Genomic DNA, 14,834 nt, shown 5'->3' on the forward strand with positions numbered 1-14,834 from the left:
GGGTCCGGCCTCATCTGTCGCGGATGAAGCCTCACGCGAGACCGTGCTCGCGGGCGACGAGCACGGCGTCGCGGCGGTTCGTCACGCCGAGCTTCACGTAGATCGCGCGAACGTGGGTCTTGACGGTGTTGACGGACACCGTCAGGTCCGCGGCGATCTCGTCGAGTGAGCGTTGCGACGGCAGCCGCTGCAGCACGACCTGCTCGCGCTCGGTGAGGCGGTCGTCCACGGGCGCCGGGTCGAAGCGGCGCAAGCGGTCGCGAACCGACGCCGCGAAGCCGTCGAGCCGGCCGAAGCCGCCCGAGTGGTCCACGAGCAGGTGCCGCACGGCCGGGTCGGCCAGCGCGAACGGCCGCACGAAGTCACCGCCGACCGCCAGGCCCAGCGCGTGTTCCAGCGTCCGCAGCGCCTCGGTGCGCCGCCCGGCGCGCAGGGCGAGCGCGGCTTCGGTGAGCTCGACGTCGACGGGCGTGGTCGGCAGGAGCGCCGCGCGGCGGGTGCGCACCGCGGCCGCGGCCTCGTCGGGCCGGCCGGCGGCGAGGTGGGTCCACGCCTGCATCAGGTCCAGCTCGCGCGTGTCGGGGAGACGGTCGCGCGCCCACAGGAGGACTTCGTTGGCGTGCAAGGGTTCCCCGAGGAACACGGCCGCGTGGTGCTCCAGCACGGCGACGAGCGCGGCCGGGCCGGCGGCGAGCTCGCCGAGGTCGTGGCGGGCGCGGCGCATGGTCTCGAGGCCGTCGCGGCGGTCCTCGCTGTCGAACTGCGCCGCGCCGCCGAGGAACGCGCCCAGCGGCATGGCCGCGTCGCACGCTTCGCGGGCGGCAGCCGCCGGGTCGAGCCGGAGCAGGTGGTCGCACGCGAGCACGAGCCGGCAGACGGCCAGCCACGGCGACCGCGGCCAGCCGTGCCGGACGGCGAGCTCGACGGCCTCCTGGCCGGCCGCTCGGGCCGCGTCCTGGTTTCCGCCGAACGCGTCGGCCACGGCGAGCGCGGCGAGGCCGTGGAGCACGAGGTAGTCCTGGCCGTCGGCGCGTGCGGCGGCGAGGGTGTCGCGGAGGCGTTTGGTCGCGTCGCGCCACGCGCCGCGGCAGAGCGAGGACCACGCGCGGTCGAGGTCCGCCCAGGTGCCCGGCTCGGCGGGGCCGGGCCCGTCCGGACGGCGGCCCTCGGCCAGCGCCTGATGGCGGGCCAGCAGGGGGTCGTCGGACGGTTCGGCCGGGTCGCCGCTCTGGATGGCGGCGAGCGTGCGGGCGGCGCGCAGGCCGGGGTCGAGGTCGGCACCCAGGTGGGCCAGGGTTTCGCGCACGGCGACGTCGTCGCCGGCGAGCAGGCACGGGATGGCGTGGGCGTGGAGGAGCTCGACGATGCCGTCGCGGTCGAGGCCGGCGACGGCGTGTTCGAGCGCTTCGCCGATGCGCTCCTCGTTCGCGAACCAGCGCGCGGCCGTGGCGTGCAGCTCGCCCGCGAGGCCGGGGTAGCGCAGGTCGAGGTCGGCCCGCAGGTAGGAACGCAGCAACGGCTGCACGCGGTAGGAGGCGCTGGGGTCGTCGATGCGCGCGACGAGGAACGTGTGGCGCTCCAGCTCGGCCAGCACCGCGCCCGCGTCTTCTCGCGCGGCCAGTTCACGGGCCAGCGCGGCCGGCACGGCGTCGCACACGCTGATGCGGCGCAGCAGCTCGGGCGCGCCTTCCGGCAGGCGGGCGAGCACCTCGTCGGCCAGGAACCCGGCCACGGAGCGGTCGTCGCCGTCGAGCTGGGTGAGGAAGGCGTCGACGTCGGCCCCGGTCCGCAGCGACACCGCGGCCCAGTGCACGGCGGCGGTCCAGCCCGCCGTGCGCTCGACGAGGCGGCGCACATCGTCCTCGCCGCAGCGCACGCCCGTGACCCGCAGCAGCTGCGCGGTCTCGGCGGTGGTGAAGCGGAGGTCGTCCGCGCTGACGCGGGCGAGGTCGCCCTGCACCTGCAGGCGCGCGAGCTGCAGCCGGGGATCGGCGCGCGCCGCGAGCGTGAGGCGCAGCCCGGCGGGCGGGGTGCGGATGAGCGCGGTCATGTCGTGCAGTGGGCCGGCGGCCACGATCTCCTGGAAATCGTCGAGCACCAGGTGGACCGGGGCGGGCAACGCGTCGAGGGCGTCGACGAGCTCGGCGAGGAAATCCGCGCGGCTGTCGCCTTCCGGCGCCGCCACGGTGTGGACCCGGCTGTCGGCGGGCACGGTTTTGTCGAGCGCGCAGAGGATCGCGGACCAGAAGTGGCGCGGGTCGTTGTCGTCGGGGTCCAGGGAGACCCACGCGACCGGCCGGGTCGTGGCCCACTCGGCCAGCAGCGCGGTCTTGCCGAAGCCGGCGGGCGCGCAGACGGCCGTGACGGGACTGCCGGCGGCCGCGTCGAGCGCCTCGAGCAGTCGTGGGCGCGTCACGAAATCCGGTGGCAGCAAGGGCATTGTCACCTTCGCGCCCGGCACCCGCCACCGGTTGGTCCTCGACCGGCCGGCTCCACTCACGCCTTCGACCGTAAGGCGTCGCTGTGACGAAGGAAGGGCCGAACGTCCCAACTAACTGTCCACGAGACCGCGTCGGACGGCCGAACGCACGGCCTCCCGTCGCGAGCCGACGCCGAGCTTCCGGTACAAAGCGCGGACGTGCGTTTTCACGGTGTTGGGCGACACCATGAGGTCTCCGGCGATCTCGTCGAGCGAGCGGACCGTCGGCAGAAGGCGCAGCACCGTCCGCTCACGTTCGGTGAGCGCGACGGCGTCAGGCTGCCTTCCGCGGACCGCGCGCGCTTGGCGGAGGTCCGTGGTGAAGCGGTGGCCGCCGGGCACGTCGAGCAGCGCCAGGTCGAGCACCTCCGGGGCCGCGGTGACGAGCGGGCGGAGGACGCCGAGCCGCTCGGCCGGGCCGAGCGCCTTCGCGACGGCGCGCCGCGCCCGGACGTCCTCACCGCAGCGCAGGGCGATTTCGGCTTCGAGCAGCCAGGCCGTGACCGGGGTCCACGGCAGCACCGGGGCGACCGCGCCGTCGAGCAGCGGGCGCAGCAGGTTGCGCGCGTGGCCGTCGCGGCCGAGCACGACCTGCGTGCTCGCGCGGACCAGGAGGATCTCGGCGGCCGCGGGGATCCGTTCGCGCGCCCAGGTGAGCACGTCACGGGCGGTTTCGCCGCGGCCGAGGCGCGTGGCGGCGTCGTGCTCGCACACGGCGGCGAGGGCGACGACGCCGTCGGGCAGGGGAGCGGGACCTTCGGCGAGACGGGCGTCGGTCATGCGGCGCAGCCCGGCCGAGCGCTGCCCGCCGTCGAAGCGCGCGGTTCCTTCGAGGGTGGCGGTCAGCAGCGTGAGGCCGTTGTCACCGAGGGCGTCGGTGGTGGCGAGCACGCGCGCGACGCGCTCGATCTGGGCGAGGCAGGCCGACGCGTCGGCGCGCAGCAGGGCCCCGCAGGCCAGGATGAGTGAGGTTTTCGCGCCGGCGACGGTGTCGCGCCAGCCGTGGGTTTCCGCGAGCGTGTCGGCGTCGCGGGCGAGGGCGGTCATGGCGCGGAAGTCGCCCGTGGCCGCGGCGATCCCGGCGAGCACGGTGAGGCACTGCTGTTCCAGGTGCCCGTGGCCGTGCGCGCGGGCGAAGGCCAGCGCCGACTCCACGGGCCGGCGGGCCTCGACGGCGCGGCCGGCGGCGAGCAGCGCCTGGCCGGACTCCAGCAGCGTCATGGCGCTGAGCGCGGAACCCTGCACGGCGACGGCGTCGATGTCGCCTTCGAGAGAGCCCGCGGCGTGGGCGAAACGGGAGTCGACGAGCCCGCGCAACGCGTGCAGCTCGCGCGACGGCTCGCGGGGCCACGCGCGTTCGGCCAGCGTGACCTGGGCGCGCGCGGCACCGGGGCGGGCGGCGTCGAGGTGTTCGAGCGCGCCGGTGAGGGCGAGCCACGGGTCGTCGCCGACCACGTCGTCGCTGAGCGCCGCGCGGGCTCGGCGCAGCACGTCGTGTTCGCCGGCGAGCAGCAGGTCGAGCGCGTGGCGGCGCAGCAGGTCCGCGACGAGCGCGGCGTCGCCGGCCTCCAGCGCGTGGGACACGGCGTCGCCGGCCTGGTGGCGCGCGCGCAGCCACTCGGCGGCGCGGCGGTGCAGCGCGGGCACCCGGCGGGGCGTGCGGAGCATGAGGTCGGTGAGCAGGTGGGCGCGCAGCAGCGTGTGCAGGCGGTAGATCCGGCGGCCGGCGCCGGTGCGGAACAACATCGCCGTGCGGTGTTCCAGATGCGCCAGCACTTCGCCCGCGTCGGCGCGCCCGGACAGCGCGGTGGCGAGCGACGCGGAAACGCTTTCGCACACGCTGATCTCGCGCAGGAACTGACGCTCCTCTTCGGACAGTGGCGCGAGGACCTCGTCGACGAGGTAGGCGCTCACCGTCGGGTCGGCGCCGGTGAACTCCGCGCCGCCCTTGAGGGTTTCGGCCGCCAGGCGCAGCCCGCTCGCCCAGCCCTCCGTGCGCGTGACGAGCCGGTCGACCTGCTCGGCGCCGATGGTGACGCCTTCGGCGGTGAGCAGCGCCGCGGCTTCGTCGGGGCGGAATCGAAGGTGGTCGGAGCGCAGGTCGGCGAGCCGGCCGGAGAGCCGCAGCCGGGCCAGCGGGAGCGGTGGGTCCCAGCGCGTCGACAGCACGAGCCGCAACCCGCGCGGGCGCAGGCGAAGCAGCTGTTCCACGTCGCGCAACGGTTCCGTCGCCACGAGCTCGTGCACGTCGTCGAGGACCAGGCGCAGCGGCGCGGGCAGGGTGTCGAGGGCGTCGACGAGGTCGGCCAGGAAACTCGGGCTGTCCGCGTCGAAGTCGTGCAGGCCGGGCGCCGCGGGGGTCAGCGCGTCGAGGAGTCCGGAGCGGAACCGGTACTGGTCGTTGTCGGCGGCGTCGAGCGAAAGCCACGCCGCGGAACCGAGTCCGCCGCTGCGCAGCCATTCCGCGAGGACGAGGGTCTTGCCGGATCCCGCGGGCGCACACACCATCGTGGCGGCTTCCGGCGCCGCGCGATCGAGAGCTTTCAGCAGCCGCGGCCGGGACACGAACCCGTCCGGCAACTCGGGCACACTCCTCTTGCGCCGCGGCACGCGCGGCTTTTCCTTGTGGGACACCCGCTTCTCCCTCCAGCCCCGCCGAATCCCACTGTTGCACGCCCACCGCCCGAACACGAGCTCATCCGGCACGGGCGAGGACGCCCACCCGTGCACGCGCGACGGTGGCGGCGAGGGGCGCTCGAAGGGCCAGACGGGAGGCTCAGGTGTCGCAGTCCAGCTACGTTTTCCGCGTCTCCGGCCGCCTGTCCGACCGCGCCGCCCACGCCGTCGTCGACTTCGGCGAGCTGGAAGTCGCCGCCGCCCCACCGGAAACGATCATCTACTGCCACGTCACCGACGAGGAACGCCTGCACCGCTTGCTGAGCCTCTTCCGCGTCCTCGGCCTCGACGTCGTTTCCATGCACCAAGTCCCGTGATTTTCCCGCCGGCACGGCTTTTTCACGCCCGTCGGCATTCGGGTGAGCTTCGTCGGCCCGGCTAACACCCCGTGGTGGAGCGGCGACGTACCGGTTCTGCTCGTCACGAAGGGAAGTCCGCCAGGTCAGGGTGGTGGCTGCGGCCGGGCTCGCCGCGGCCGGCCCAGGGGGTCACGGACGGTGATGGCTTGGGGCGATCACGGCGCCGTCCCGCGGTGACCGCGGAGCCGCAGACACGCCGCGGGCGCTCTCCGATGTCGCAGCGGGCCGGTTCGTCCCGACCGCACCCTCAGCGCGGCCGGGGCGACGGCCTCGGGGGCAGCTCGTCCAGGAGAATCGCGTCGAGCCGGCCCGAAGCCTTCCGCAGGCTCCGCGTCGCCAGCCGCACCAGGACCCCCGCGGCCACGACGACGAGCACCCCGAGGCTGATCACCCCGGCGTGTTCCAGCAGCACCTCCCGGTAGTGCCGCGCCAGAAACCCGACGGCGATCCCGACGGCCACCGCGTCCACCAGCGCCAGCCGAACCAGCCCCGGCCCCGGCGGACGTCGTGCGGCACCCATTGCTCAACCCTCCCGAGCGGGGTCGTGGCGGCGACGTCCTTGCAACCTAGACGACCCGTCCCACTCCACGGCACAACCTCAACCTGTTCGGCGTACTGCACCGGCCCACCCGGGGCCCTGTGATATTTTGGATCGAACTGGGGCTCATGTGCTAATGCAAACTTGGGTGCCAGCGAGGGGCCGGTAGCTCAGTTGGTTAGAGCAGGGGACTCATAATCCCTTGGCCGTCGGTTCGAGCCCGACCCGGCCCACTCTTCAAGCCTATATTGTGCCTCTCACCTGCGTAAACGTGGTCATTAGTTGATCTTCGCGAGACTCTTGGCAAGGTGCCAACAACTAGAACAGCGCTTGGAACCCAAGGGATTATCCGAGTACGACTGATCTCATGACCGCCGCTGAGGCACCGGACGAGGTGCTGGACTCCGGAGGACATCAGGGCGCTCGTCGGGGACTGGAGAACGCATCTGAAGGCCAAGAACCGCGCTGACTCCACGATCGATGCGTACCTCGAGAGCGTCGCCATGCTGGTGAACTACCTCGACGACGAGAACAAGTCGATGCTGGCTCGTGAGGTCGACCGGCGAGAACTCGAACGTTACTTCGAGTATTTGCGGGAACGTCCGAACTTCCGCACAGGGAAGTCACTCTGCGCTCGAGGCCGTCGGGGTCGACGCCGATCGTGGCGGCGAGTTCCCGGACGGTGCCGGCGGTGTGCAGGTAGCCGGACTCGGTGTACCGCCTGAGGACGGCCTTGGGCACGTGCGGGCGGATCATGCCGAGCCCATACCGGGAGAGGGTCCGGGAGTCGAGCACGAGCCAGGCCGGGATGGTCGGCACGGACTTGTGCGAGTCGTACATCGCGGTCTCGTGGAGCGGCCCGATCTGGTGACGGATCCGCGGTTCGCCGATCGAGAAGACCGGAAACGTCATCGCCCGGAGCTCAGCGACGAGCTCAACCGGGCGCTGCGGCTTCGGAGCGCGCTGGAGTGGGAGACCGAGCTGTCGGCTGCCGGCGTGCCCGCCGCACGCATTCTCACGGTGCCCCAGGCGCTGCGGTCGGAGCAGCTCGCGCACCGCGGATTCTTCACCGAGATCGGGTTCCCCGGTGATCCCGAGCGAACCCTGCGCGCCAGCGGCAACGGCGTGCTCGTCGACGGCGAACCGCTCCGGCCCACGACCGCGCCACCGCGGCTCGGGGAGCACAACGACGAAACCGCCGAACTCGTAAGGCGCTGGCGGGACACCGGTATTCCGTCGCCGGCGCGGCCGATTCCCGACCAGGTGTCGCTCGGCCGGACCGAAAGGGACTGACATGCCAGTTACGCCTCGACAGGCCACTGTGGACGATGTCGCCGACTGGTGGGCCAACAGCATCTGCCGGATGGAGCCCGGTGTGGTCGAGCTCCGGGGAATCCCGGTGCAGGAGCTGATCGGCCACCGCGGTCTGGTGTCCACGATCTGGCTGATGGTCCGCGGCAGCAGCCCGACCACCGCCGAGGCCGCGCTGCTGGAGGCGGCGATGGTCGCCTCGGTCGACCACGGCCCGCAGGCGCCTTCCATCGAGATCGCCAGGATGACGGCGACGTGCGGCGTCGGCATGAACAACGCGATCGCCTCCGGCGTCAACGCCCTCGGTGACTCCCACGGTGGCGCCGGACAGCAGTGCGTGGAGCTGCTGTCCGACGTCGTGGCGAGGGAATCGACCGGACTGGATCTCGAAGCCGCGACGGCGGAAGTGGTCGCCGAGTACCGTGCGCGCGACCCGTACCTGCCCGGGTTCGGCCACCGTCCTCCACGGTCCGAACCTCAATCTGCTGGGGGAGCGCCGTCCGGAGACGTACGGGACCACCACGCTCGCCGAGATCACCGCCGACGTCGACCGGACCGCGGCGCGGTGGGGCGCCACGGCCGTTCACTACCAGTCGAACCACGAGGGCGCGCTCGTCGACTGGGTGCATGCCCACCGCGGCGCGGTCGACGCGATCGTGATCAACCCGGCCGGACTGACTCCGGTGGCCTACTCGCTCCTCGACGCCATCCGGGACACCGATCGCCCGTTCGCCGTCGTGCACATCTCCCAGTGGCACGCCCTCGACGGTAAGGAGCGCACCGACATCTTCGCCGCCTCTGCCGCGGTGTACCTGGCCGGTGCGGGCTGGCACGGTTACGCGCTGGCCTTCGAGGCGCTCGTCTTCAAGGTTCAGAGCATTCTGGCCGCGGAGATCCCTCCGCGAGTGACGAGTTAGCGGGCAATCGGTAGGAAAGACGACATAGCGGGTCGGTCAGGGTCGGAATGCTGGTACTCCGCCGCCGGCTGCCGGCGGCGGGTCAGGCTCGCACGTCAGCCCGGTCGACAGCGCGGGCGGCGCGGTAGGCGAACGCGATGATGGGGCCAAGGGTGGCGCCGCCTGCCCAGTAGGCGCGCCCCGACGCGGAGGCCACGCAGTTGCCGACACCGTAGAGGCCGGGTATCGGCGCGCCGAGGTCGTCGAGCACGCGTCCGTCGGGGTCGGTCCTCGGGCCGCCCTTGGTGTCCAGAGTGCCGCCGGTGACGAGTGCGGCGTAGTAGGGGCCGGTGTCGCTGATCGGCCACATGGTCGGGTTGGTGCGGCCGGGTTCTTCCTTCACCGGTCCGTTGAACACGAGCTGGATCGCGGTATCGCCCCGGGCGAAGTCCTCGTCCTTGCCGTTCGCGGCGAAGCCGTTGAACCGGTCGATCGTCCCCGGCAGGTTCTCTTCGAAATCCTCGGCGAGTTTGAAGCCGCCCGTCTTGGCCGCGAGGGCCGAGAGCCGCTCGCGGATTTTCGCCGTGAGCTCGGCGAGCGTCTGACCCTTGATGACGTGCTCGTCGTCGTTTCCGGGCGGGACGATCAGCCGGCCGTACTCGTCGCTAGCGGAGTGGTCCTGGCTGCGTTGGTCCCACAGCTGCACGAGCACCAGGTTCGGGTAGCTGCCGGTCGCCGGGTCCCAGCGGAAGAACGTCCGCGCGGCTTCGTTGTAGGGCTGCTTCTCGTTGGCCACGCGCTCGCCGTGGCGATTCACGAGAATCATCGAATCGCCGGCCACCGAGAACATGCCGACCAAGTCGGATCGCCCGGTCTTCTCCAGCGGTACTGGGCACATCCAGGCGTGGTTCATGGTGCCAAGCTGCGTTCCCAGTGGCGAAGCGATGCGCACGAAGTCACCCTCGTTCGTCACCGCCGCGCACCCCGGATAGGCCGGCACACCGAGGTGGTCGCGGCGCAACTGGTCGTCGTGGGTGAAGCCACCGGTCGCGAAAACCACGCCCTTGCGTGCGAGGACCCGAACGGTGTCTCCGGAAACCGTAGTGGCCTCGACCCCGGTGACGCGGCCGGCGTCGAGGATGAGCCTCTGGACCCGATGCCCGGTGTACACGTGCACGCCGTCTCGCTCGGCGGCGGCGGACAACTGCTCGACCGCGCGCGCACCGCCGTCGGACATCGATTCCCGCGCGTCCGCCGGCACCAGCACGCGCCCCTTTGGTGCCTTGTCCTCCGGCAGTTCCGACCAGTAGTCCGGCACGTCCGGGCAATGCCGGTAGGTCAGCGCGCCGCGTTCGGCGAGGAGCTCGGCAGCGGGGCTCGCGCTCTCGTGGAAGGCGCGCACCATGCCGACCTCCCACTCGGTCAGACCGGCCGTCGGGCTTTCCGGGTCATACCTGGTCGGCTGGGAGAGGCGGGCGACGTAGCGGAGGAAATCCTCGAACCGGTCTTCGATGCCGAGGGCGCGCATGGGCTCGTTGTTCGGCACCCAGTACCAGAACGCGGCTTTCCTGACTGTGCCGCCGAGCTCCGGTGCCTTCTCCAGCAGGATCACGTCGTTGCCGAGCCACTTGCTGAACAGTGCGGTCGGCAGACCGCCGCCACCGCCTCCGACCACGATTACATCGGTTTCGAGATTTGCGGACGTGAGAGATGTGGGTCGGGCGCTCTCCCTCGGAGCAACCAAATCCGTCGTCATGCGTTCACTGTGAGACGGCTCCGCCCCGCGTGGTTGTCTCACAATGAGACAGTGGCGATGCCGGCCCGGTGGAAGAGAATGAGAGCGCCGGGAGGGTCGGTACGGTGAACACAATCCGGTGAACACAATGGAGTGACAACGGATGGGCTACGAGATCGAAACCCACGACGGCCTCGCCCGTCTGCGACAGGCCAGGGAGCTCTTCCTGACCGAGCGGCGATTACCGGAAGACCTGCCGGCTTGGTTGTCCGCTGCCTGGCGCCGTTCGTACTTCGCCGAGCTCGACGTCACTCGCGACCACGTGCCCGCCTCGCCTGTCTCGCTGGACACCCCGCTGGTCCGCGCCGCGACTCCGGTTCTGACCAAGCTCGCCGGCGACCTCGTCGGGCTCGGTGCCGCCCTGGTGCTCAGTGACCGTCACGCCCGTGTTGTCGGCTGTTGGGCCGATGACGAAGCAGTGGGCGCCCACCTCGCCCGGATCGACACCCGATTGGGTGCGGACCTGTCGGAACGCTCCACCGGGACCAATGGGATCAGCCACGTCCTGGACACGGGCGGTCCGTGCGTGATCGGCGGGCCCGAACATTTGTTCGGGCTGTACCAGAACACGGTGTGCGCGGGTGCGCCGGTGACCGACCCGGTCACGCGGAAGGTCAGCGGCGCCGTCGCCGTAGTGTGCGGGCTCGACGCGCCGTTGCGGGTGCTGCACGCGGTTGTGACCACGGCGACCGGCGCGATCGAGCGGGAACTCGTGCACGCCGCGTCGGCGCACGAGCACCGCCTGCTCGAGGCCTACCTGCGAGCCGGGCCTGTCCGGTATCCGATCGCTGTGCTGGACGGCCGGACCAGGCTCGTCAGCGACTCCGCCGCCCGCCTCCTGCGGCCTCGTGACATCGACACCCTGGAGTCCTACGCGATCGAGGCGGCACGCGATGGCGCATTGCCCACCACCGAACTGATCCTCGACGACGGGGTGAAGGTCCGGCTCAGACTCGCAATACCGGGTGACAGCAGAGGTGTGCTGGTCGTCGTCGAACCGCCGCGGCCCCGCACCGCACAACGGAGTGCCAAGCTTTCGCTGTTCGCTGACGCGGGGCTGGCGGGGACCTCGCCGGCCTGGCGCTCGCTCGAGCGTTCCGTAGTGCGGGCGGGCACCCGGCCGATGTTGCTGGTGGGCGAGCCAGGTGTGGGCAAGGCCGACGTCGCGCGCGCGGTGCTCGGCGATTCCGCTGTCCTCGACGCAGTAGACGACGACGCCTGGCTGGAGGATGTCGCCGACGCGTTGGCGGCACCCGCCGTGCTGTTGCGTCATGTCGAGCGCTTGCGGCGCGGCCGAGCCACCCGGCTCGCCGCCCTTCTTGCCGAAGACCATTCCGCACGGGTGATCGCGACATTCACCACCGGCACCGGTTCGGCCACCGCGGAGGTGCTGCGTACCGGCTGGTCACCTGTCGAGGTCGTGGTTCCCCGATTGCGTGAGCGAACGGCTGACATCCCCGAACTCGCGCAGCGATTCGCCGGAGGCGCGCACTTCACTCAGGACGCGCGCTCGACGCTGCAGCGCCACGACTGGCCGGGCAACCTCACCGAATTGAAGGCAGTGGTCGCGTGGGCGGAGGCTGAAGCATGCGGGACGACCGTGAGCGCACGCCATCTGCCAGGACGCCTGCGTTCTTCACCCGCCCACCCTCGCCTGACGGAGCTGGAAAAAGCCGAGCGCCTGGCCATTTCCGACGCCCTGCGCACGGCGAGCGGCAACCGCGTGCGGGCGGCCGCCCTGCTCGGCATCGGCCGCGCGACGCTCTACCGGAAGCTGCGCCGCTACGGACTGGAGTGAACACGCGCACGTAGCCGGGCACCACTGACCGGTCACCCGGCGCGCGCTTGGCCATCGGACCTCCCCGGCTCGCCGGTGAGCCGGGCGGCCGGCGCCCGGCGGCATCTGGCACGAGCCTAACCGGGCATTCCGGCAGCCGCCGGGAGAAAAGTGCAGGTCACCAGCCTGACGGGTGTTTCTACGTCGGTTCGGCGTTCACCACGTCGGTGGCCAGCCCCGCGCAGCGCGGGCACGTCCTGAGGTTCATGCCGCCGACCTGGGGCCGAACGGCGTCACCCGGATGACAACGCGCAAGGTGCTGTCGCACAACGGATAGTCGGCCTGGCCGCGTACCGCGCGCCGGAGCCCGGCGGGCTGCGAAACCACATCGCCGCACGCGCGAACCGGCGGCTCACACTGCGCGAACGTGGCGCCGGCGTCGTCTCGGTGAAGCCTGAGCTCAGGCCGCACTGGGACGGGAACCCGAGCTCCGGCACCCGCCCAAGCGGCGGTGTGGGGAGATGGAATACGAGCCTTGGTCCGAGAAGCGTGCGTCGCACGGCTGCGCGCGGGGGGCGCTGCCGGTCAAGCAGAGGCCGGCAGCGCCCGCCTTTCGCCGCGGCCGAGCAGGCCGAGTTCGGGTCGCCCTGGGGAGGCGGCGGCGGATGACTGTCGGCACGCGGCGCCGGTGGCCGCGTGCCGAGTCAGTCGTCGGTGTTGAGGCCGTGGGCCTGGTTGAGGCGCTGGGCTTCGTGGAGCTGGTCTTCCAAGGTGATGATGCGGCAGGCGGCGTCGATGGCGGTGCCCTGATCGACCAGTTCCCGTACGCGGGTGGCCAGGCGCAGCTGGTGCCGGGAGTAGCGTCGGTGGCCGCCGGCGGAGCGTTGCGGGGTGATCAGGCCGGCTTCGTCGAGGCTGCGTAGGAAGCCTTGGGTGGTGCCGAGCATGTCGGCGGCCCGGCCCATGGTGTAGCCGGGGTAGTTCTCGTCGTCGAACTTGTCGGCCCCGCTGGGCGTGGCCGGTCCTTCTTGGTCAGGGATCATTCCACCTCCACATCACGAAGGACCCCGGGTGCCGCATGCGGCACCCGGGGTCCTCAAGGGTTGGGTTTCACCATTGTCAACCGACGTGACCGCCGGCGTCCTGCACCCGCGTCCGGCGGAAAGCCGGATCCCGCGGGGATCGCTCATTCGTAACCGAGCACCACCTCCGAACTCGATGGGACTGCGGCACCCGCGCGGCGCTACCCAGCCGCTGCGGGCGATCCAATGATGTTCCCGTTCCCTTCTTTCCTGTGTTTTCCACTTACTCGGTACTGCTACTTCACCTGCTGCGAACGTCATCGCGGGGAACCCTTCCACTGATCGGTCCCAGCACACTGACGCCGCTGGCCACTGCCCGGAGCCCCGTTCACTGATCGGCTCCGGGCACCTGACCGGTCCTGCAACTGCACTAACACACAACAACAACCACTGCTGATACTGCTGATCTTCACGGGCTCACACGCTCCGCCCGCGTCCTGCACTACCGCTCCGGGGCCGGTACTACCTGGGCCGAACCTCTTCACCGCCCGGTCCCGGGTACTGCTCCCGGTCACCAGCCGGAACCTGTTCCTTGATCGGCTCCGTCCTGCCTGACCGTCTTGTCTCACCTCGCGGGTAGTTACGTTCTCTCCCGCGCCTGCTTGACGTTGTCTCTCTCGTACGTGGAGAACATTACACACACTCGCCGTTGAATGTCTACTCCAGCCGCCATAGATTTTCTGGGTCGGGTCGGGTCGGACGGATGGTGGGGCGAGGGGGCACACGAGCATGAGTGACGAGGTCACGCAGGATCCGCTGGGCGATCGGTACGGCCTGCTCGGGGTGCGCGACCTGGGCGAGTACGCCGAAGCCCTGACGGGGTTGGTGGAGCGGGGGAGGCGGGAGCGGTGGGTGGCGGTGCTGTCGGAGGCCGAGGCCTATGCGGCGGCGGAGCTGCTCGGGCAGTTCGCGCAGCTGGATCCGTCAGGTGAGTTGAACCGGCTGGCCGCCTCCCTGGCCAGCCGTCTCTACAGCCGCCTCGGCGCCTGAAGGCCGGACGTTCGCGGGTTGGGTGCTCCGGGATAGCACCCAAAGGTGCCCGGCCGCTGCGGATCAGTAGCCGGGCAACGCCACGCGGGTGCCGGAGATGCGACCGGCGACGGTCCGTCTCGCGGCAGGGCGCCGCAGTCGCGGCGCGCAGATCGCGCCCGAGGCTGGCGGTGGCTCGTCGGCTGCACGGCGGGTGGCCCAGAGCGAGGATGAGGTGGCGCTGGGACACCCACTTCGGACCTGGCCTACAGGGCGGAGGAGGTGTCGGTGCCGCCGACGATGTGGATCGGGCCGATGTCGATCTGGGAGTCGTCCATCGTGCGCAACACCGCGATCATCAGCCCGGCCGCGACCGTGGTAACCGTCGCTGAGAACTGTGAAGGTGGCGCTGCCGACCGCTGCTTGACCGGCAGCGCCCTCGCGCGCCGCCCGTGCGACGCACGGTCCTCGGGCCGCCGCCCATGGGTACGTCCGCATTCAGCCGGCTACTTCCCAAGTTCGGTTGCCTTGCGGTGTGCCGCCGCGGCGGAGGCAGCTGCCAGCGTGCTGCCTTCGGCGGCCAGGGCGTCCAGCACGAGCGCGCGGCGCTCGTGCCAGGCGGCCCAGGTGTCCGGCCCGGCGGCGGTACCTGGGCGGGTCAGGTGCAGCGCGCCGAGCTCACTCAAGGTGTTCGTCGCTTTTCCTTCCTCGTGCGCGGGTGTTTCGTACCCATTCAGAGTGGCTGGCGGCTTCGGAGTTCGCTTCGGAAGAACTACGGAAGAACTACGTACGCAGCGTCAGAGGGGTATAAGCCCCGTGCGTGCAGATCCGGCGGGGAGATCGGCACGGCTCTGGAATAAGCAAGGAGCAGGGCCTAAGCCTGCCACCGGAAAAGGATCACCGACCCCGTCGCCGGCGGCTGGCCCGGTGATGGTCGAGAGGAACGGCGTGG

12 protein-coding genes, 1 tRNA gene and 1 pseudogene are annotated in these 14,834 nt (G+C 71.2%); 8 read left to right on the forward strand and 6 right to left on the reverse strand.

Annotated features, from left to right (window positions below; genetic code table 11):
* Positions 1-31: 31 nt before the first annotated feature.
* Positions 32-2,440 (reverse strand): LuxR C-terminal-related transcriptional regulator, encoded by a 2,409-nt coding sequence (locus AB0878_RS35925; protein WP_366584973.1) that lies wholly within the window; start codon positions 2,438-2,440, stop codon positions 32-34.
* Positions 2,441-2,551: 111 nt separating this feature from the next.
* Complete coding sequence (locus AB0878_RS35930; protein WP_366584975.1) at positions 2,552-5,113, reverse strand: LuxR C-terminal-related transcriptional regulator; 2,562 nt, start codon at positions 5,111-5,113, stop codon at positions 2,552-2,554.
* Between the two features lie 146 nt (positions 5,114-5,259).
* On the opposite strand from AB0878_RS35930, the gene AB0878_RS35935 reads away from it, so the two are divergent.
* On the forward strand, positions 5,260-5,472 hold the full coding sequence (locus AB0878_RS35935; protein WP_220242519.1) for a hypothetical protein: 213 nt from the start codon (positions 5,260-5,262) through the stop codon (positions 5,470-5,472).
* 289 nt (positions 5,473-5,761) lie between these two features.
* Here AB0878_RS35935 and AB0878_RS35940 read toward each other — a convergent pair whose 3' ends face one another.
* Entirely contained in the window at positions 5,762-6,034 is a 273-nt protein-coding gene (locus AB0878_RS35940; protein ID WP_366584977.1) for a hypothetical protein, read from the reverse strand.
* 177 nt (positions 6,035-6,211) lie between these two features.
* On the opposite strand from AB0878_RS35940, the gene AB0878_RS35945 reads away from it, so the two are divergent.
* The 5 genes and pseudogenes from AB0878_RS35945 (at position 6,212) to AB0878_RS35965 (ending at position 8,280) form a co-directional block, all read left to right on the forward strand.
* Positions 6,212-6,285 (forward strand) — tRNA-Ile (locus tag AB0878_RS35945).
* Positions 6,286-6,465: 180 nt separating this feature from the next.
* A complete protein-coding gene (locus tag AB0878_RS35950; protein WP_366585102.1) occupies positions 6,466-6,777 on the forward strand; it encodes a phage integrase N-terminal SAM-like domain-containing protein in 312 nt (103 codons plus the stop codon).
* A 124-nt stretch (positions 6,778-6,901) separates the two neighbouring features.
* Complete coding sequence (locus AB0878_RS35955; protein ID WP_366584979.1) at positions 6,902-7,345, forward strand: CoA transferase; 444 nt, start codon at positions 6,902-6,904, stop codon at positions 7,343-7,345.
* A 154-nt stretch (positions 7,346-7,499) separates the two neighbouring features.
* Positions 7,500-7,763 (forward strand): annotated as a pseudogene (locus AB0878_RS35960) (citrate/2-methylcitrate synthase); the annotation flags it as partial.
* 22 nt (positions 7,764-7,785) lie between these two features.
* Complete coding sequence (locus AB0878_RS35965) at positions 7,786-8,280, forward strand: type II 3-dehydroquinate dehydratase (protein WP_366584981.1); 495 nt, start codon at positions 7,786-7,788, stop codon at positions 8,278-8,280.
* A gap of 82 nt (positions 8,281-8,362) precedes the next feature.
* Here AB0878_RS35965 and AB0878_RS35970 read toward each other — a convergent pair whose 3' ends face one another.
* Positions 8,363-10,141, reverse strand: coding sequence for an FAD-dependent oxidoreductase (locus AB0878_RS35970; protein ID WP_366584983.1), 1,779 nt, complete (start codon positions 10,139-10,141; stop codon positions 8,363-8,365).
* Between the two features lie 16 nt (positions 10,142-10,157).
* Between AB0878_RS35970 and AB0878_RS35975 the strand changes: the two genes are divergently transcribed.
* Positions 10,158-11,852: a helix-turn-helix domain-containing protein gene (locus tag AB0878_RS35975; protein WP_366584985.1), complete on the forward strand. Its 1,695-nt coding sequence runs from the start codon at positions 10,158-10,160 to the stop codon at positions 11,850-11,852.
* A gap of 683 nt (positions 11,853-12,535) precedes the next feature.
* On the opposite strand, the gene AB0878_RS35980 is transcribed toward AB0878_RS35975, so the two are convergent.
* Entirely contained in the window at positions 12,536-12,874 is a 339-nt protein-coding gene (locus AB0878_RS35980) for a helix-turn-helix domain-containing protein (protein ID WP_366584987.1), read from the reverse strand.
* Positions 12,875-13,642: 768 nt separating this feature from the next.
* On the opposite strand from AB0878_RS35980, the gene AB0878_RS35985 reads away from it, so the two are divergent.
* Positions 13,643-13,903: a hypothetical protein gene (locus AB0878_RS35985; protein ID WP_366584989.1), complete on the forward strand. Its 261-nt coding sequence runs from the start codon at positions 13,643-13,645 to the stop codon at positions 13,901-13,903.
* Between the two features lie 485 nt (positions 13,904-14,388).
* Here AB0878_RS35985 and AB0878_RS35990 read toward each other — a convergent pair whose 3' ends face one another.
* Positions 14,389-14,568, reverse strand: coding sequence for a hypothetical protein (locus tag AB0878_RS35990; RefSeq protein ID WP_366584991.1), 180 nt, complete (start codon positions 14,566-14,568; stop codon positions 14,389-14,391).
* Between the last annotated feature and the right edge of the window lie 266 nt (positions 14,569-14,834).

The sequence above is a fragment of the Amycolatopsis sp. NPDC047767 genome, assembly GCF_040704195.1.
GTDB lineage: Bacteria > Actinomycetota > Actinomycetes > Mycobacteriales > Pseudonocardiaceae > Amycolatopsis.